Source organism: Ochrobactrum sp. Marseille-Q0166 (assembly GCF_014397025.1).
Classification (GTDB): domain Bacteria; phylum Pseudomonadota; class Alphaproteobacteria; order Rhizobiales; family Rhizobiaceae; genus Brucella.
Window position 1 is genome coordinate 1457785 of the sequence record NZ_JACJUO010000002.1, and the last position, 18824, is coordinate 1476608.

Below are 18824 nucleotides of genomic sequence, written 5' to 3' on the forward strand. Positions count from 1 at the left end.
TAATATCCTGATTGAAGGGGATTAAAGCGCGTTTCGATCCGGCTCAGCCAGATTTGCACTCCAATCGTTTGTTTTCACGCGCATCTTGCCCGAAAACTGTTTCACAGTTTTATGGGGGCGCCTAATTCAGTTCCGCTTGAATCTGCTCGTAAAGACCATCAGACCATTCAGGGAACTGTGTGTAGACTTTTTCAGCCAATGCCTTGAAAGGTGCGCGGTCCACTTCGATAACCTCGACGCCGGCTTCCTTCATCTTCTCGATCATCTCATTGTCTTTTTCGATCGTCAGCTTCTGGCTGTAGAGACCTGCATCATATGCTGACTCATGGATCATCTTGAGCTGCTCTTCAGGCAGCGTCGAGAAAAAGGCTTCGCCACCGACGATCAGAGCCACATTAGTCAGATAACCGACCTTGCTCAGATACTTCGCTTCTTCCTGGAACTTCTGGCCATAGAGAACCGAAATCGGATTTTCGACGCCATCGATCACACCCTGCGCGAGAGCCGGGAAGGTTTCCCCCAGAGGCATCGGAGTCGGTGTTGCACCCATGGCTTCAAAGGTCTTGATCTGCATGACATTGTTCGGCACACGAATCTTCATACCCTTAAGGTCTTCGGGGGTACGGATCGGCTTCTTGGAAATGATCTGGCGAATACCATAAAGGTAGTTCGGCATTACGATATGAATGCCCTTTTTCTTCAGCTCTTCGCTCTTTCCTTTGAACCAATCGCCGTCATAAACTTTGAAAAGCTGTGCCGGATCATCGGTCAGGAACGGACCATAAAGCACGCCAAGATCCGGATCATATTCGGCCAGAAAGCCAACGTCGGAAATCGTCACGACGTTGAGGCCCATCATGGCCTGCTCGGTCACATCCTTTTTCGAGCCGAGCTGTGAGCTTGGATAAAGCTCCAACGTGATTTCGCCATTGCTGCGCTTGGCGAGATCGTCTTTCCAGTAATGCATCACCTCATCAAAAGGCTCGCCCGGGTTGTTTTCATAGGCAACTTTGATCGACACATTGGCAGCATAGGTTGCCATGCTTCCTGCCAGCAACATGCCAGCGGCGATCATGCCGGTAACGAGTTTTTTCATGATATTCCTCCCTTTTGGGGTCTTCAAACAATGGCCACGAGGCCGGTTTCCTCCACTAGCGCGCCATACCGTCCTTCCCGGCGTGACGCATTTGCTTCGATTCAGTTGCGTTCAATGATGATTTTCAGAACGTTGCGGTCGCCATCCCAATAAGGCAGCGCCTGCTCTGCTTCCTCAAAAGGGAACACTTTCGAGATAAGCAGGTCCGCGTCGTTTCCGAGCTTTTCAAGATGCGCGATGACAGCCTCAAAATCTGTAAGCGTCGCATTGCGTGAACCCATGATGTCGAGTTCTTTGAGATTGAAGAACTGAGTCTGATAGGTCACCGGTGATTTGGAATAGCCGACATAAACCACGCGGCCAGCAAAGCCTGCGAGGTCAACAGCCTGCGTGAAAGTAATCGGCAGACCAACCGCCTCAAAGGCGACATCAACACCATCGTCATTGGTGAGTTCCTGAACCTTTGCAACAACATCTTCGCCACCCGGCAGAGCATGTGTTGCACCAAACTTCAGCGCCAGTTCACGCTTTTCAGCACTGGGATCAATGGCGATCACCTTGGCACCGCGCGCAACGGCACCAATCAGCACCCCCATACCGATCATGCCGCAGCCAAGCACCGCAACGGTATCGCCAGCCTGAACGCGACCACGTTCAACCGCATGGAAACCAACCGAAAGTGGCTCAACCAGTGCGAGATGACGTGGTGCAAGCGTATCATTCAGGATCAACTTTTCTGCTGGCAACACAATCTGTTCTGCCAGTCCACCATTCTGCTGCACGCCCAGCGTCTTGTTATAGCGACAGGCATTCAGACGACCTTTGCGGCAAGATGAACACTCCCCGCAGTTGGTGTAGGGCAGTACGATAACGCGTTTGCCCTCGGCATAGGCCGCGCTCACACCTTCACCTGCCTCGATGATTTCGCCGCCGATTTCATGGCCGGGAATACGTGGCAGTTCTACCAGTGGGTTAAGCCCCTTAAACGTATTCAAATCGCTGCCGCAGAGCCCCACATGCTTCACATTCACCCGGACATGGCCGGGCAAAAGCGATGCTTCGGGAATTTCGGCGAAACGGGTTACGTTCTCGCTCTCGATACGCAGAGCTTTGACCATCAGAATATTCCTGTTGTTTTTATTGCAAGGCCCAGGTCAGGTTACGGCACCGACCTGCCACGGTACGAATTCGTTATCGCCATAGTCGTAGATTTCGCTCAGTGTCTTCTGACCGGAAGCGACCGCGATAATATGCTCGAAAATACGCGTGCCGGACTCTTCAATGGTCTCCTCACCGGTGACGATACCACCGCAATTGAAGTCCATATCTTCCTTCATGTGCTCGTACATTTCGGAATTGGTCGCGATCTTGATGCACGGCGCAGGCTTGAAGCCAGAAACGGATCCGCGTCCTGTAGTAAAGCAGATGACGTTACAACCACCTGCCACCTGTCCGGTCACCGCAACCGGGTCGTAGCCCGGCGTATCCATGAAAGTGAAACCCTGTTCGGTTACGGTTTCTGCAAATTCATAGACAGCCTTGAGCGGCATGGAGCCGCCCTTGGCAACAGCACCGAGCGACTTTTCAAGGATGGTGGTCAGGCCACCGAGCTTGTTTCCGTGCGATGGATTATTGTTCAGCTCGTCACCGTTGCGGGCCGTATAATCGCGCCACCAATCGATCCGCTGAAGCAGCTTTTCCGCAACAGCGGGCGTGACTGCGCGGCGTGTTAGCAGATGTTCCGCACCATAGATTTCCGGCGTTTCCGAGAGAACGGTCGTGCCGCCATTACGCACAATCAGATCCGATGCATAGCCCAGCGCCGGATTTGCAGAAATGCCAGAATAACCGTCAGAACCTCCGCATTCGAGCGCAACTTTCAGCTTCGATAAAGGCTGCGGCGTTCGCTTGGCGGAGTTCACCAGCGGCAGCATTTCTTTGATCTCGGTGATCGCATGATCGATTGTCTTGCGCGTACCGCCATGTTGCTGGATCGTCATGGTGCGCAGGCGAGCGCCCTCTTCCATGCGATAATGTTCCATGATCGGCGCAATCTGGTTGGTTTCGCAACCAAGGCCGATCAGCAGAATGCCACCAAAATTCGGATGTTTGGCATAGCCCTGAATGGTACGGGTCAGCAGGCGGTAGCCTTCCGACTTGGTGTTCAACGCGCAGCCGCTACCATGCGTGAGTGCCACTACTCCATCGACGTTTTCAAATCCATCCAGACCACCCATGCGGTTGAAATAATCCGCAATATAGCGAGACACGGTCGCAGAGCAATTTACCGATGAAATGACACCAATATAGTTGCGCGTACCGACGCCGCCGAAACCGCGATCATAGCCCATGAACTGGCGGCGCTCCGCTTCCGGCAGCATACCGCGTTCTTCAATATCGACCGAAAACTGATGTTCATGCTCAGATGGCAGCATTGCGAGATTGTGCAGATGCACATGCTCACCGACCGCTATATCTTGCGTAGCAACGCCAATTACCTGCCCATATTTGAGCACTTCCTTGCCTTGTGGTATGGCATGTAGCGCAACCTTGTGGCCGCGACCGATCAGATCGCGAGCGATAACCTCACCAAGTCCAATCGGATCGCCTGCACGAACCGAAAGACGCGCAACTGCAACATCATCCGACGGATGCAAAAGGATTACCGGCGTCGGAGCCGAAACAGCCTTGTCGTTCATTTTTCTGACCTCACTCCCAAGATCGAAACAGCGTTAAATATGAGCCCAACTATCTAGGCTCGTTCTCCATCCATCGCTGCTTTGACGTATCCAGATGCGTTCGCATCGCTGTCTGCGCCAGAAGCGGATCCCTCGCCTCCAGTGCAGCATAAATCTTCTCATGCTCTGCCAAAGCATATGTCCATGTTTCGACATTCTCATATCGGGTGCGCATTTGCGCAGTTAATGGACTATGCCGTTCGTCAAACAGATCACGCACAATGCGGGCAATAACCGAATTGCCCGACTGCTCGGCAATGATCAGATGAAACTGGCGATCCAGTTCAATCGGCTTGCGATCAGCTTCAATCTGCAGCCGCATCGCATCGAGATTGCCGCGAAGACGTTCCAGCGCTTCCGTGTTGATCTGGCTGCAAGCCATGATGACAGCACTACCTTCGATCAGCGAGCGCGCCTGCATGATTTCGAGCGGGCTTTCACCAATCGAGCCGCCCTGAGCTGGAAGCCGTGCTTCTTCGGCAGCAACATAGATTCCCGAACTCATGCGAATTTCGACATTGCCTGCGATTTCAAGCGCGATCAGAGCTTCACGCAAGGAAGGGCGCGACACGCCAAGCTGCTGTGCAAGTTCGCGCTCGGCAGGAAGTCTGCTTCCAGCCGGAAAATGGCCTTCGCGGATCAGCAACCTGACCCGGTCGGCAATCTGTTGGTAAAGCCTCCGCGGCTCCGCAGCGCTAATATTCTCGCTCATACTCTCTCCCAATTGGCCTTACCATATTTTGAAGTATCGAAAAGTGCAACATCTAATAATCTATTGTTATTGTTATATATTGTATAATTTCTCAGTTTTATCGCACTTGTATATAGCGAATATACGCACAGTGGCTTGACCAATTTTACCCACTGGCTTAGCTATTCAGGAACTGTTCAAGGGAGGAATACATGACCGCGCAGCCATCGATTCTACAGTTTGGAACGAGCCGCTTTCTGCTCGGACATGCGGATTTCTTCATCTCGGAAGCAATGGAAAAAGGTGAAGCGATCGGTACAATCGCCATCGTTCAGACCACATCCAATCCCGAAAGCGCGCGCCGTATTAGCGCGCTCAACAGTGGCGAAGGCTATCCGGTCATCATCCGCGGATTACGTGACGGCAAGCCCGTTGATGAAAAATATCAGGCAAAAAGCGTGAGTGCCGCCTATTCCGCCCACACCAACTGGCAAGCTATACGCGCCATTGCCGCACAGGTTCAGGTAATCCTGTCCAATACTGGTGACAAAGGTTTTGAGCTGGATGCAGCTGATGATGTTTCGCTTCTGAGCGAAACTGACCGCCTGCCGAAAAGCTTTCCCGCCAAGTTGCTTGTGCTGCTGCATCATCGCTGGCAGGTAAACCCAGATGCACCCCTGTCGATTTTTCCATGTGAGCTGATCTCGCGCAATGGCGATAAGCTACGCTCGATTATTCTTGATCTTACGGAAAACTGGAGTCTGCCCAGGGCCTTCACACAATGGATTGAAAGCAATTGTGTTTTTGCCAACAGCCTCGTTGACCGGATTGTATCGGAACCAATTGATCCAGTTGGCGCCATTGCCGAACCCTATGCGATCTGGGCCATTGAACAGACGGACGGACTCACGCTTCCCTGCATGCATCCAGATATAGTGGTGACGGAAAACCTTGCGCTTTATGAGCGCCTAAAGCTCTATCTGCTTAATCTCGGCCACAGCTTCATTGCCGAGCAATGGCTCAACGGCAACCGTCCGAAGGATGAAATCGTGCTGGAAGCCATGAATGACGAAACGATCCGCTTTGAACTTGAAGCGCTTTGGCGCGAAGAAGTTCTGCCGGTCTTCGCCGCTGATGGTCTCGGCAGACAGGCGGAAGCCTATGTTAGTACCGTTCGCGAGCGCTTCCTGAACCCGTTCCTCAAACACCGCATCGCGGATATTGCTTCAAACCACGCAGAAAAGAAACAACGCCGCTTTGCTCCGATTATTGCTCGCGCGAAGGAGCTCGGCCTCAATCTGGAACAGCACCGCCTGAAGACGGCATTAAAATAAACGACACTAAAATACTGCACATATTACGCTGCTGCTGCTAATACCATTGTGCATTAATGTGCAAATCATAAAATAACGACGACATCCAAAAAAGATGCCGTCGTTCTTTATAAATATAAATATGAATGTAGTAAAAAATTATTTTGGCGGCTCTTAAATTTGTTTCTGTCCCCTTCAGACTGAGCTTATCCTAAAAGTGCTGGTTATAAAAAAGACGCAAACAAAAGCGCTGCATCTACCATATAACAAACAGCGAATATTCAAGTGCATAATTAGTATTTACTAAAATATTCGACGGAACATTTTTTAAAAGTCAAGAAAAACAACATTTAAAAATGATCAGTTTGATAATATGGCCATGCGCCTATAGCAGCATCGTCAATAAAATGTAAACGGAGTGTCAACAATATATCGCTCACATTACCGTGAAAAACTTAAATATACAATGTAAGTTTAACGGCTAAATTAAGTTATATTAATTTAGCCGTTAAGAATTTATCTATTCGGAAGACGATTCAAACAAGTCTTCAAAACGCGCCTTTGCGCGAGCGGGAAATTTCACTTCACGATAACTTGGCGGAAGCTCTACATCACCCACTTTAATTAGCATCACCATACCCATGCCATAGTGTGGTGAACATTTGATGCCGTAAAAGCCCGCCTGATCAAAAGTCACTTCGATCTCTTCGTTTATCTTGCCCTTAAAGCCCGGATGCCCCTCTGGAACCATCCCATCAACCGTCGCTGCGTTATGGCTCTTGTGGGTCGCAATGAATTTCACTTTATCGCCCGGTGCTAACTTCAAGAAATCCGGCTCGAAAACCATTGAGCCTTTTTCACCACGGTTCATCATCTTGACTTCAAACATTTCAGCTAAAGCTGGAAATGCAGAAGCAACCGTCAACGCGACGGCCAGGAAAAATCGTTTGCACATCGTCATACCAATCATGTTTATGCGGATTGTTTTAACTCAAGTTTGGGCTGGCCAGGTGCCCGATAACGAATATGGCAGCCATCAACGCCATGATATTCAACATCGACCTCGACACGGAAAACGTTACGGATACATTCGGCCCGCAGTACTTCACGTGGCGTCCCAAGCGCGACAAGCCGCCCCTGGTTCATGACTGCTATTCGGTCACAAAACATGGCCGCGTGATTGAGATCATGCAGTGCAGCCACAACGGTCAGTTTCTGGCGTCGGACCAGATCGAGAAGCCCGATCTGATGGCCGATATCAAGATGGTTTGTAGGTTCATCCAGCAACAGGATTTGCGGCTCCTGTGCGAGCGCACGTGCGATATGCACACGCTGGCGTTCACCGCCTGAAAGCGTGTGCCAGTAACGCTCAGCCAAATGTGTCATATCGACATTGGCCAGCGCGTGATCAACGATTGCATCATCCGTGGAAGACCACGGCGACAGTGCACCGAGATAAGGTGTTCGTCCCAACTCCACAGCCTGCCTCGCGGTAATGCGATCAGTCGTGGCTGCCTGTTGCTCAACCAGTGCCAGCTTGCGGGCAATCTCGCGGCGATTGAGTTTCTGGATCGGTGTCCCACAAAGCTTTACTTCGCCCGAATGGCACCGACGTACACCGGACAAGAGTGAAAGAAAGCTGGTTTTGCCTGAGCCGTTCGGTCCAATAATGCCAAGAAACTCACCTTCTTTGACGCCAAGCGATACGTCGCGAAGGATGTCCACTCCGCCCGCCGACCAGCCCACACTCTGGGTTGAAAGCATCATGACTGCGCCCTCCTTTGTCCAAGCAGAAATGCAAAGGCGGGAGCGCCGAACAAAGCGGTAATAACGCCGATTGGCAGAACCTGTCCGGGAATGATGGTACGCGAAAGAATATCGGCAATGATCATGAAAATCGCCCCGATGAGAGCTGACGCAGGTAACAACCGCCCGTGACGAACACCAACGACCATGCGAGCAGCATGCGGAATGACCAGACCGATAAAGCCGATGGAACCGACAATTGAAACCATGGCTGCCGTCATCATCGCACTGACGCCAATTAGCACAGCATAGACGCGACGCACTGGAATACCCAGCGATGCAGCTGATTCCGACCCAAAGGTGAAAGCATCAAGTGCACGCGCGTGCCACAAGCAAATCGCAAGCCCGATGAGGCAGGCAGGTAAGGCCAAGGTTACATCGCTCCATCGGACACCAGAAAGATTGCCCAAAAGCCAGAACATTATACCGCGCGCCTGTTCCGCATTCGCCGATTTCGTTACGATGAAGGAGGTCATCGCATTGAATAGTTGGGAGCCCGCAATACCAGCAAGAATTATCGAACTGTTGCCCCTACCCGCCCTTACAGCGAGCAAAGCGATAAGCGAGAAAGCGATAATCGCGCCAAAGAAAGCACCCACTGACATTGAAAGCATACCAGCGCCAACACCAAGGATAGCAACACCGACCGCCCCCGTTGAGGCCCCAGCGGAAATGCCGAGAATGTAGGGGTCAGCCAGCGAGTTGCGCAGCAGCGACTGCAGAACAACCCCGGAAATAGCGAGTGCGGCTCCGCAGCAAGCGGCGACCACGGCACGGCTGAGACGATAGCTCCATACAATGCCTTCATCGATGGGAGCTATCGGGTAGCCAGCATGCCAGACGCGGTTGGCGATTGTTTTCGCCACCACATCGAGAGGAATGGACGTCTCGCCAATGGCAGCGCCCAGCCACAGCGCTCCAAGTAGCAGGATAAGCGCCAGAACAGCAAAAAATGTTCTGGAACGACTGCCTCTTGATACTAAAATCCCGGCTGTGGCCGTGCGTATTGTCACTTGTTGAGACCCGAAGCTGCAATGGCGTCCGCCAGCGTTTCAATGCCTTCGATAGTGCGGATGGTCGGGTTCATCGCCTGCGCATCCATATCGAAGACGTAGCCCTCCTTGACGGCTGGCATCAAGCTTGCAACCGGATCCGTCTTCAGGAATTCACGCTTCACCGCCACATCATCCGCAGGGAAACGACGACGATCCATTGCACCCGCAATGATCATTGTCGGATTTGCCTTGGCGATGGTTTCCCAGCCAACGGTCGGCCATTCTTCTTCACTGTCGATGATATTGTTGATCCCAAGCGTTTTCAGGATGTAGGCCGGAGCACCATTCTTGCCTGCAACATAAGGATCAATGTCAAGCTCTGCACTGGAGAACCAGACAACAGCAGAAAGTTTGCCATCGCCCGATGCGATCTTCTTGCGTGCTGCTTCTTCACGCGCTTTCAGATCAGCCACGACCTGAGCACCACGGTCTTGTACGTTGAAAATCTGCGCCAGTTCTTCAATTTCCTGATAGACCTGATCCATCGTGAAAGCGTCATGACGCACGCCATCCCCCCCATCCGAATTGTCTTTTCCAATGCAATCGGCTGGTGACGTGTAAACGGGAACGCCCAGTTCTTCGAACTGTTCGGCTTTTGCTACAACACCTTCCGGTCCAATCTGCCATTGGAACTGATTGGCAACGAGGTCCGGTTTTTCGGCCAGAATGCTCTCGAAGCTCGGATCATTATCGGCAAGGCGCTTTACCTTGGCATTGGCTTCTTCATAACCTTTAAGAACCGGTCCGACCCACAAAGCAGTGCCGACCATCTTGTCGCCAAGTCCCAGAAGATACAAAATCTCTGCACTGCTCTGACCAACTGCCACAGCGCGCTCTGGAGCATGCTTGAAAGTCACGTCCCGTGCACAGTTCTTGAGCGTCAGCGGATACTGCGTTTCTGCTGCCTGAGCGGAAAAGCCGGTTGCAATAAGGGTGGCCGCGCCTACGAGTGCGCCAAACGGCATCTTGCCGATAAACTTCATTTTAATCCCCGAAATGATGTGAGAAAGCCGTATCAAACAGCGGAAGCGATCCGGCGCGTGAAGAAGACGGACATATCCGGGGATATGAATGACGAGGAAAAGCGACGTCTTGCGACGCTAAAAGCTGTCATAACCAACTCCTGCTCCGGGCATCCCCGCCCGTGACAATGGACAACGTTAGACGGCAGGTCTCCTGGCTCACGAATATCCGCCGTCCACCTGCCTTCCCGAGCTTTTTGAATAGGCTCAGTGGCATGACGCTTGATGCGTCACGAGGATGAACGGCAATCCGCTTACAGTTGCGGGGGCAGCCACGGTCTCGGTCCCTTTTGGGTCGTCCTCACCGTGTTCCCTATTAATCCCCTTCACTCTCGGTCGGGGAACCGTCGCAACCCTATTACGTGTTGAACCTGAGGCGGTCAAGCGACAGGAACACCTAAATCCATTATAAAAAATTGGTTAGACTTTAAGCTAATACTTCGGATCTTAAACAGTCCGGCGCTGGCATATTGTAAATCCCTGCTGTAGTCTTCAAATCGGGAAGCTCTGCTTGGGAAGCAGAGTTTTTTTGAGGAGAGCTGTCCAAAAGACAGCAGAAAAATGCACGCTAAGTGCATTAATGGAGGATTTATGCGTAAATGGATTCTGGCCATTTCGTCGGTGGCAGCGCTTGCAATGACGGGTGCAACCTGGGCGGCGGACTATAAGGTATTGGCTCCAGCGGCACCGGGCGGCGGCTGGGATCAGACAGCGCGCACCATGCAGAACGTACTCCAGGACGAAAAGATTTCCGGCAGTGTTCAGGTCATTAACGTTCCGGGCGCTGGCGGCACAATCGGTCTGGCACAGTTCGTCAACCAGAACAAAGGCGACCCAAGCCAGCTTATCGTTGGTGGTTATGTCATGGTCGGCGCGATTTTGACCAACAATTCACCGGTCAATCTTGACGCGATTACGCCAATTGCCCGTCTCACCGGTGAATATGAAGCCATCGTTGTACCGGCATCGTCCGACATTCAGAACCTCGGCGATCTTGTCGCCAAGCTCAAGACTGATCCAGGCTCCGTTTCCTGGGGCGGTGGCTCGGCAGGCGGTACGGATCACATCACTGCTGGCCTTTTTGCCAAGGCCGCAGGTGTTGACCCAACGAAAGTCAATTATATCGCCTTTTCAGGTGGTGGCGAAGCACTTGCTGCTATTCTCGGCAATCAGGTGACAGTTGGCATTTCCGGTTATGGCGAGTTCGACCCGCAAATCAAGGCTGGTACGCTCCGCGTGATCGGAATTTCCAGTGATGAACGCGTGGAGGGCATTGATGCTCCAACCTTCAAGGAAGGGGGCGTCGACGTTTCAATCCAGAACTGGCGCATGGTTGGTGCTGCACCGGCAATCACTGCTGAACAGGAAGCTGCAATCAACGCAGACATCGAAAAGATGGTGAAATCGGAATCCTGGCAGAAGGCTCTCAAGGATAAGGGCTGGGCCGACACCTATCTTGCGGGCGATGCTTTCAAAGAGCAGCTCAAGAAAGATGTTGCTTCCACTGAAACGATCCTCAAGGAAATCGGTCTCGTCAAATGACAGGATCTGAACAGCATGGAGAGCGCCGTTCCGCTGGAACGGCGCCTGACTACGCCGCTCTTGTCATAGCCTTTATCCTTGCTGCCGTTGCCATTGCAATTGCATGGTCCACCGCCTATGGCAACAATGTGCTGTCCTACTCACCCGTAGGGCCTAAAACCGTGCCTTATATTATTGCGGCCGGGCTGTTCATGTTGTCAATTTGGACAGTCGTCAGCGCTTTGAAGGGCGAGTTTCCCGAACGCGAGCATCAGGAAATTGCGCCCATGGCGTGGATTGTCGGTGGTCTGGTCGTTCAGATGCTGACCATGAAAACCATGGGATTTTCAATCGCAACGGGCTTGCTTTTTGCAGCAACGGCGCGCGGATTCGGCTATCGCAAATTCTGGATAAGCGTGCCTGTCGGTATCGTCTTTGCATTCATCATCTGGTTCATTTTTGCGCGCGGCCTGCAGCTTTCGCTGCCTTCGGGCTGGCTTGAACAATTCGTTTAAGGCGAAAGATCATGGATACAGTCAATCTCCTCGCGAGTGGTCTTCTGGTAGCACTTGAACCGGCGAACCTCATTTATGCGCTAATTGGCGTAACACTTGGTACGGCTGTTGGCGTGCTACCGGGCATCGGCCCAGCACTTACAGTGGCGTTGCTCCTGCCCGTCACCTATAAACTCGACCCTGCCGGATCTCTGATCATGTTTGCCGGTATTTATTATGGCGGCATGTATGGTGGATCGACAACCTCGATCCTCTTAAATACGCCCGGAGAAAGCGCTTCCATCGTCACGGCATTGGAGGGCAATAAAATGGCCCGAGCGGGACGCGGCGGACCAGCCCTAGCAACGGCCGCAATCGGCTCGTTTATCGCTGGTCTGATTGCCACGCTTGCTCTCGCATTCGTCGCTCCTTGGGTGGTGAAATTCGCTCTCTCCTTCGGTCCTTCGGAATATTTCGCGCTGATGCTGCTCGCTTTCATGACCGTCTCGGCGGCTTTTGGCGATTCAACGCTGCGCGGTCTCACTTCGCTTTTCATCGGGTTGACGCTTGGTCTTATCGGCATCGATCAGCTGACCGGACAAGCGCGTCTCGTCATGGGCACACCGAACCTGCTTGATGGGATCAATGTTACCACTCTTGCGGTAGCGCTGTTTGCTATCGGTGAGACCTTGGCGGTGGTTTCGAAGAAGCTTAGTCCCGACGACGAAGTGATCGCCGTCAAAGGCTCGGTCTGGATGACCAAGAATGACTGGAAGCGCTCGTGGATGCCATGGCTGCGCGGAACGGCAATTGGCTTCCCGATTGGGGCCATGCCAGCGGGCGGTGCGGACGTTTCAAGCTTCCTGTCTTATTCGGCAGAACGCCAGTTCTCCAAACATCCGGAAGAGTTTGGGAAAGGCGCGATTGAAGGCGTTGCAGGGCCAGAAGCCGCCAACAACGCATCGGCTGCGGGTACACTCGTACCACTGCTGACACTTGGCCTTCCAACCACCGCAACAGCTGCAATCATGCTGGCTGGTTTTCAACAATTCGGCTTGCAGCCGGGACCATTGCTTTTTGTCACCAACGCACCTCTCGTTTGGGGGCTCGTCGCAAGTCTTTTAGTCGCCAATCTGATGCTGTTGGTGCTGAACCTGCCGCTGATTGGCCTGTGGGTAAAGATGCTCACCATACCGCGCCACTGGCTTTATGCTGGCATTCTGGTCTTCGCGACCCTTGGCACTATCGGTGCCAACGCATCGACATCGATCCTATTCGGTATTCCTGTATCGTTTGAACTGGGTCTGCTTCTGGCTTTCGGTTTGCTTGGCTATGTGCTCCGCCGCTTCTCATACCCGATCGCGCCGGTTGTTGTGGGCCTGATCCTCGGACCCATGGCAGAGAAAAGTCTGCGTCAAGCATTGCAGATAAGTCAGGGTAACCCGATGACACTCATAAATTCATGGGTATCGATAACATTGATCGCACTGGCAATTGCTGCTGTGATTATACCCATGATTATGCGGCGGCGTGGCAAAGGCGATTTGCTCAAGCAAATGGCGACTGACGAAGACTAGAGCATTTTCTGTTTTAATTGAGTCATTGGAGGTGCTCTATCCCTTTGTTTTTAAGTGCATCTTGTTCCGAAAAATGCTCGGCACTTTTCTCGATGCACTCCAAAAGCAAAAAGCCCCGGAAAACCAGGGCTTTACTTCAATAAAAAACTGTAAACTTAGTCGAGGATCTTGCGGAACTGAGCCACGTCAATGCCGAGCGTCTCAAGGTCTTTTGCCATTGGCTGATGGCCAACACGCAGAGCACCTGACGCACAAACAGCACTACCAAATTGCGCAAAAGCACGACCGAAACGATTATTAAAGCGGGCAAACATTTTCATCTCCATCGCGGACATCTTATTGGTCCGCCCGCTTGAGATGGTGTTTCACAACTTCTATTTGAAGTGATGCCTTTGCATAAGAGCCATGCAGAAACTGCAAATACCGATATTTTTCACGATTGATTGGGATCAATGAAGCTTCCGTTTTCAGCTGCCAATCTGCGATCAACAAAGGAAGGAGAACACCATGTCCAACACCCCCCATACGCTCGGTGAAGAGTTTCCCGGACAGCTCGAAGCCATTCACGCGCTGAAAGCAGCAGACCCGCGTTTCGCTCGCATTCTGGAAGAATATGACTCGGTCAATGATCGTATTCATCGCGCTGAAACCAAGATCGCACCTGTCAGCCAGGACGAAGAGACCAATCTGCGCAAACAGCGCCTGGCCCTGAAAGATACGATTGAAAAAGCATTGGCTCAATAACAATAGAGCTGGCCACGGCAGCGGCGGCGCTCTAAATATTTTCTGACGCGCATCTTTGTCCGAAAACCGCTACACACTTTTCGGAATGCGTTCTAGTCGCCTCTGTCTGGCCTTACTGATCGTTCCATCTTTCCAACCGCGATCAGCATGATAACGGCAATGGCCGTTGCCATAATCGCGATATGCCACAGTCCGAGGCCGCTTGCGAGACCGATGGCTGCAGCAAGCCACATGCCCGCACCCGTTGTAATGCCGGTAATCTGTCCTTTGGCAAAGATGATAAAGCCAGCCGCAAGAAACGCGACGCCGCTGGTGATCGCTTCTACAAGACGCGAAGGGTCCATGCGGATGTTCTGATCGTCGAAAACCGGCACATTCACCAGCTCAAGCGATACGATTGTGAAGGTTGCTGATGCGAGACAGACCATCATGTGGGTCTTCAACCCTGCCGGTCGCTTTCGCCATTCTCTTTCAAGACCTATAACCGCGCCAAGAAGAGTTGCGAGCAGCATTCTTGCCAATACGACTGGCAGGCTCAGCATATTATCGTGTGTGAATTCAGCCCAGAATTGATCCATGCCCTTCAACGGAAATTCTCGGCTTTTGTTCCAGCAGCTTCAAACGCAATATGTATCCGCAATTCATATTGGTTTTAAAAGATTAATTGCCAGAAGCAGGCGGAACAGTTTCTGTGCTGGCTGGTGGCACCGAGCCTTCACTATTGGAAGACACATCAGGTGCAATCGCGCTACCGAAAAGCTCAACAAGCAGCCAGACAACTGCAGCTGCAGCTATACTAACCAGCAAAATTACAAGAACGGGTTTGCCCTCACGACCCTGTCGCGCTTCACGCGGGCTGACCTGTTTCATAAAACAACACCTCCCTTTCTGGACGCTCCTATAATAGCCCAATGATTGGGTAGTGGTTTTGTTCCATAGGGAAGAAGTTAGCCCAAATTGCCCGGCAATATTACGGGATTCCATGAAGAGTAATATCCAGAATCACGAAATTTCAATGGCTTGCTGGAAGCTTCTTTTAAATTGCAAAAAGATGCCGACGTTCCGCTCCAATACAGCGACTTCGGCATGTCACACAACACGCTGATCTGTTTCAGGCATTGTCTACAGTATATGTTGGAAAATTAGATGGTACGGACGGGTGGATTCGAACCACCGACCTCAGGAGCCACAATCCTGCGCTCTAACCAACTGAGCTACGACCGCGTACCTAAATCTCAACGAACTCGCTTCGGTGTCCGTCGACAGGGGGTCACATACGGAGAATCGAACCACATTGCAAGTGATTATAATGATCTTTTTTGAAGATTTCCCCGTTTGTTAGCTCGAAAGCCGCAATCGTTAAAATTCGACGCATTCTGGTTACCATGTTTTATGCATGGTTGTGCATAAACGCGGATTATCCACCGACACATAAAATTGCCTTACCTGCATTAACTAATGAAACAGAAAGTAAGGCCCATATCGAATGCAAATATGGACCCGAACGCACAAGAGGCTTATTAACAGGTTGTTAATAGCTGTCTTGGATGGACGGAAGAACAGGTAAAGGACCGGTATGTCAGGATCATACCCCTTCATCGATATTGCGGCGCTGGATCAAATCCGCGACGGCTTTGCCAAGGGCGATGCGCAGCTCGTGCTGACGCGTGACTTATCGACAGTGCTTTGGGCAAATGGCGCTGGCGCTCGTCTTTTTGGCCATGAGCGCATCGAGGACCTGATCGGCGGCGCTCTTGATCTGCCGGTCGCGACGCGCCGACAGATTACGGCTGCTACCAATGATGCTGACATCACGCCCCGGATTGCCGCCGTTCGTCTGGGCATAGGAATGCGGGACGAACTGACCCGGCTGAAAATTTCGCATATTGTGCTGCCCGATGGCATTGACGCCTTGCTGATTTCAGTCGACCGGCAGGATGCAAAACCCGACGATATTATTTCCGGCCTTGCTGATGACACAACGCATGTCGCGCTGATTGATGCACAGGCAAAAGTTCTTGCAGCAAGTTCTCATTTTGCAGCACTCGATATTTCAGCATCCACACTTGAAGATCTTATCGTCGAAGCGGAAGATGCGAATGACCATCTGGTCAAGCGACGTATCCGTGCAGGAAAGCATTCCGTTCCGGGTGCGTTGGCGCGCCTTTCGGACGCTCCCGCATTGCATCTGCTCTGCATCATCGGCGAAGCCACAAAACCGATTGTAAGCGCTATGGCGCCTCTGGCTGAGCAAAATGCCTCGACTTCGGTGAAAGAAGCAGTGGCCGTGGCCGAAGAGATTCAAAAGCCGAAGGAATTTTCTTTTGACCCTGACGGCGCACCTGCCCGCTTCATCTGGAAGACGGATGCAACAGGTACATTTACCGAAGTATCACCAGAGCTGGGCATTATCATCGGGCCCAATGCTGCTGATGTTATCGGGCGCCGCTTTGCGGAAGTCGCCAATGTATTCGGTTTTGATACAGATGGCGCTATTGCCGTTCTACTGCAAAAGCGCGATACTTGGTCCGGTAAAAAGCTGCTCTGGCCAGTTGAAGGAACAAACCTTCGCGTACCGGTAGAGCTTGCCGCTCTTCCCGTTTACTCACGTGATCGCGAATTTATCGGTTTCCGTGGTTTCGGCCTTGTGAAACCCAACGAAGCAGAAGCAGACCCTGAGACCATCGGTGCCGTGCTGGCTGGCGGTGTACCACAGAAGCGCGTTCCAGAAGAGCAACAGAATAGTCTGCCGCTCGACAGTGTGGACGATGACGTTCTGGCGCTTTCAGAAGAAGTTGCGAACGACGACCATCCTTCAGAAATTAAATATCAGCCGCCCGTTGTTCTGACACCTAATCCGGGTCGTCGGGAATCCGACAAGGTGCTTGAGCTTCTCAACGCTGCTGCCCGCGAAAAAGTCGCGGCAGATCAGGAAAAAGACCATAAGACGAAGACTGACAGACGCCCTGAAGGTGGTCTGACGACCACCGAGCGCAATGCATTCCGCGAAATTGCTGACCGCTTGCGCAAGCAAGGTCTCGCAAACTCGCGTCAGGATCAGGATGCAGCAAATGAGAAGCCGGTTGCAGCCGAGCAGATAAAGCCTGCCGCCGAACGCGCCTCGCCTGTCACGCTGGTTTCGGAACCTGCTCAAACAAATTCCGGCGAACAGCCTGCGACAGAAGCCGCAACACCCACTGTCTCAGAAGAAAAGGTGTTTGGTGACGAAACGGCGTTGCTTGCCAATCTGCCTGTGCCGGTGATTATTCAGTCTGGCGACGATATCCATTATGTCAATCAAGCATTGCTTGATCTGACGGGTTATGACGCACTTGAAGACATCCGCAAGGCTGGTGGTGTCGATGCGCTTTTCAACAGCGAAGCCGACGACAGTGAAAAGCGTCAGGGTATGGTGCTACGTCATGCCGACGGACACGAAGAACCAGTCGATGCACATCTTAATGCGATCAACTGGCGTTCTGGCCGTGCATTGATGCTAAGCCTCATGCCTGTCGCCGATGAAGCGGCTATCCCTGTTAAAAGTGTAGCAGAAGTGGCCCCTGAGGATCGCTCGGAGAAGCAGGAACTGCAGGCCCATATCGAAGAGCTCAAAACTATTCTTGATACGGCAACCGATGGTGTTGTGCTGATTGATCCGGAAGGCCGCATTCGCTCGATGAACCATTCAGCTTCGGCGCTGTTTGGATATGATCAGGACGACACGGAAGGCAAGTTCTTCTCGATGCTCTTTGCCATCGAAAGCCAGCGTGCGGCGATGGATTATCTGCATGGCCTTTCCGGCAATGGCGTTTTGAGTGTCCTCAATGACGGACGCGAGGTGATTGGTCGTGAAGCACAGGGCGGTTTCATTCCGCTGTTCATGACGATGGGCAAGCTACCGCATACAAACGGATATTGTGCAGTTCTGCGCGACATTACGCAGTGGAAGCGCACAGAGGAAGAACTGACCAATGCACGTCGCGAAGCCGAACGTGCATCCAGTCAGAAAACGGAATTCCTTGCGCGTATCAGCCATGAAATTCGTACGCCCCTCAATGCCATTATCGGCTTCTCGGAACTGATGTCCGATCAAAAATTCGGCCCGATCGGCAACGAGCGTTATCGCGACTATCTGCGTGACATCAACCGTTCCGGCAATCATGTGCTGGCATTGGTCAACGATCTCCTTGATATTTCAAAGATCGAAGCCGGTGCACTCGACATGCAGTTTGAAGCGGTTTCGCTCAATGACGCCATTGGTGAAGCCATCGCGCTCATGCAGCCGCAGGCCAACCGCGAACGCGTCATTATCCGCTCCAGCTTCCAGTCGAACCTCCCGGATATCGTCGCCGATGCGCGTTCGATCAAGCAGGTCGCACTTAACCTGCTCTCCAACGCCGTCCGCTTCACAACAACCGGTGGACAGGTTATCGTTTCGACGAATTACGAGTTGAACGGCGACGTCGTGATGCGTGTGCGTGATACCGGCGTCGGCATGACCAAAGCGGAAATCGAACAGGCGCTGAAGCCGTTCCGACAGGTCAATACGATGCAGCGTCGTCAGGCCGAAAGCGCAAAAGATTGGCGCAATGAAGGCACAGGGCTTGGACTTCCGCTGACCAAGGCGATGGTTGAAGCCAATCGCGCACAGTTTGCCATCGACTCAACACCCGGCCAGGGAACTGTGGTGGAAATCGTTTTCCCTCCTACCCGCGTTCTTGCAGATTAGGTGGACATGCAGAATAAACTGAATGAAAGCAAAAAGCC

General features: G+C 52.2%; 17 protein-coding genes, 1 tRNA gene and 1 riboswitch. Of the genes, 6 read left to right on the forward strand and 12 right to left on the reverse strand.

Annotation, left to right across the window (positions count from 1 at the left end; translation table 11 throughout):
- Positions 1–121 precede the first annotated feature (121 nt).
- The 4 genes from H5024_RS18055 to H5024_RS18070 all read right to left on the reverse strand — a co-directional run bounded on the left by H5024_RS18055 (position 122) and on the right by H5024_RS18070 (position 4546).
- The gene (locus tag H5024_RS18055; protein WP_187548494.1) at positions 122–1096 is read right to left on the reverse strand and encodes a C4-dicarboxylate TRAP transporter substrate-binding protein; all 975 of its coding nucleotides are present in this window, start codon (positions 1094–1096) and stop codon (positions 122–124) included.
- Between the two features lie 101 nt (positions 1097–1197).
- Entirely contained in the window at positions 1198–2214 is a 1017-nt protein-coding gene (locus tag H5024_RS18060; protein ID WP_187548495.1) for a zinc-binding alcohol dehydrogenase family protein, read from the reverse strand.
- 36 nt (positions 2215–2250) lie between these two features.
- A complete protein-coding gene (locus H5024_RS18065) occupies positions 2251–3795 on the reverse strand; it encodes an altronate dehydratase family protein (RefSeq protein WP_187548496.1) in 1545 nt (514 codons plus the stop codon).
- A 49-nt stretch (positions 3796–3844) separates the two neighbouring features.
- Positions 3845–4546 (reverse strand): FadR/GntR family transcriptional regulator, encoded by a 702-nt coding sequence (locus H5024_RS18070; RefSeq protein WP_187548497.1) that lies wholly within the window; start codon positions 4544–4546, stop codon positions 3845–3847.
- Between the two features lie 191 nt (positions 4547–4737).
- On the opposite strand from H5024_RS18070, the gene H5024_RS18075 reads away from it, so the two are divergent.
- Positions 4738–5859, forward strand: coding sequence for a mannitol dehydrogenase family protein (locus H5024_RS18075; protein WP_187548498.1), 1122 nt, complete (start codon positions 4738–4740; stop codon positions 5857–5859).
- Between the two features lie 499 nt (positions 5860–6358).
- Here H5024_RS18075 and H5024_RS18080 read toward each other — a convergent pair whose 3' ends face one another.
- Genes H5024_RS18080 through H5024_RS18095 form a run of 4 tightly spaced genes read right to left on the reverse strand, consistent with a single transcriptional unit; the run spans position 6359 to position 9664 of the window.
- The gene (locus H5024_RS18080) at positions 6359–6799 is read right to left on the reverse strand and encodes a pseudoazurin (protein WP_247875382.1); all 441 of its coding nucleotides are present in this window, start codon (positions 6797–6799) and stop codon (positions 6359–6361) included.
- A gap of 11 nt (positions 6800–6810) precedes the next feature.
- Positions 6811–7605, reverse strand: coding sequence for an ABC transporter ATP-binding protein (locus tag H5024_RS18085; RefSeq protein WP_187548499.1), 795 nt, complete (start codon positions 7603–7605; stop codon positions 6811–6813).
- Positions 7602–8630: an iron ABC transporter permease gene (locus H5024_RS18090; protein WP_187548693.1), complete on the reverse strand. Its 1029-nt coding sequence runs from the start codon at positions 8628–8630 to the stop codon at positions 7602–7604. Before H5024_RS18090 ends, H5024_RS18085 begins: the two co-directional genes overlap by 4 nt.
- 23 nt (positions 8631–8653) lie before the next feature.
- Positions 8654–9664: an ABC transporter substrate-binding protein gene (locus tag H5024_RS18095; RefSeq protein ID WP_247875383.1), complete on the reverse strand. Its 1011-nt coding sequence runs from the start codon at positions 9662–9664 to the stop codon at positions 8654–8656.
- A 183-nt stretch (positions 9665–9847) separates the two neighbouring features.
- A riboswitch (cobalamin riboswitch) is annotated at positions 9848–10085 on the reverse strand.
- Between the two features lie 227 nt (positions 10086–10312).
- Here H5024_RS18095 and H5024_RS18100 point away from each other — a divergent pair.
- The 3 genes from H5024_RS18100 to H5024_RS18110 are packed head-to-tail and all read left to right on the forward strand — an operon-like array spanning position 10313 to position 13313.
- A complete protein-coding gene (locus H5024_RS18100) occupies positions 10313–11263 on the forward strand; it encodes a tripartite tricarboxylate transporter substrate binding protein (RefSeq protein ID WP_187548501.1) in 951 nt (316 codons plus the stop codon).
- On the forward strand, positions 11260–11757 hold the full coding sequence (locus tag H5024_RS18105; RefSeq protein ID WP_187548502.1) for a tripartite tricarboxylate transporter TctB family protein: 498 nt from the start codon (positions 11260–11262) through the stop codon (positions 11755–11757). Before H5024_RS18100 ends, H5024_RS18105 begins: the two co-directional genes overlap by 4 nt.
- 11 nt (positions 11758–11768) lie before the next feature.
- On the forward strand, positions 11769–13313 hold the full coding sequence (locus H5024_RS18110) for a tripartite tricarboxylate transporter permease (protein WP_187548503.1): 1545 nt from the start codon (positions 11769–11771) through the stop codon (positions 13311–13313).
- 155 nt (positions 13314–13468) lie between these two features.
- Here the strand turns inward: H5024_RS18110 and H5024_RS18115 are convergent, their stop codons facing one another.
- On the reverse strand, positions 13469–13627 hold the full coding sequence (locus H5024_RS18115) for a hypothetical protein (RefSeq protein WP_187548504.1): 159 nt from the start codon (positions 13625–13627) through the stop codon (positions 13469–13471).
- A 193-nt stretch (positions 13628–13820) separates the two neighbouring features.
- On the opposite strand from H5024_RS18115, the gene H5024_RS18120 reads away from it, so the two are divergent.
- Positions 13821–14057 (forward strand): YdcH family protein, encoded by a 237-nt coding sequence (locus tag H5024_RS18120; protein ID WP_187548505.1) that lies wholly within the window; start codon positions 13821–13823, stop codon positions 14055–14057.
- A gap of 92 nt (positions 14058–14149) precedes the next feature.
- Here H5024_RS18120 and H5024_RS18125 read toward each other — a convergent pair whose 3' ends face one another.
- From H5024_RS18125 to H5024_RS18135, 3 genes are all read right to left on the reverse strand, one after another.
- The gene (locus tag H5024_RS18125; protein WP_007879655.1) at positions 14150–14635 is read right to left on the reverse strand and encodes an MgtC/SapB family protein; all 486 of its coding nucleotides are present in this window, start codon (positions 14633–14635) and stop codon (positions 14150–14152) included.
- Positions 14636–14717: 82 nt separating this feature from the next.
- Positions 14718–14927 carry a hypothetical protein gene (locus tag H5024_RS18130; protein WP_187548506.1) on the reverse strand — a complete coding sequence of 70 codons (210 nt, stop codon included), beginning with the start codon at positions 14925–14927 and terminating at the stop codon, positions 14718–14720.
- A gap of 277 nt (positions 14928–15204) precedes the next feature.
- Positions 15205–15281: transfer RNA gene (locus H5024_RS18135), tRNA-His, on the reverse strand.
- A gap of 352 nt (positions 15282–15633) precedes the next feature.
- Here H5024_RS18135 and pdhS point away from each other — a divergent pair.
- The gene (gene pdhS, locus H5024_RS18140; RefSeq protein ID WP_187548507.1) at positions 15634–18786 is read left to right on the forward strand and encodes a cell-division control histidine kinase PdhS; all 3153 of its coding nucleotides are present in this window, start codon (positions 15634–15636) and stop codon (positions 18784–18786) included.
- The last annotated feature ends 38 nt before the right edge of the window (positions 18787–18824 follow it).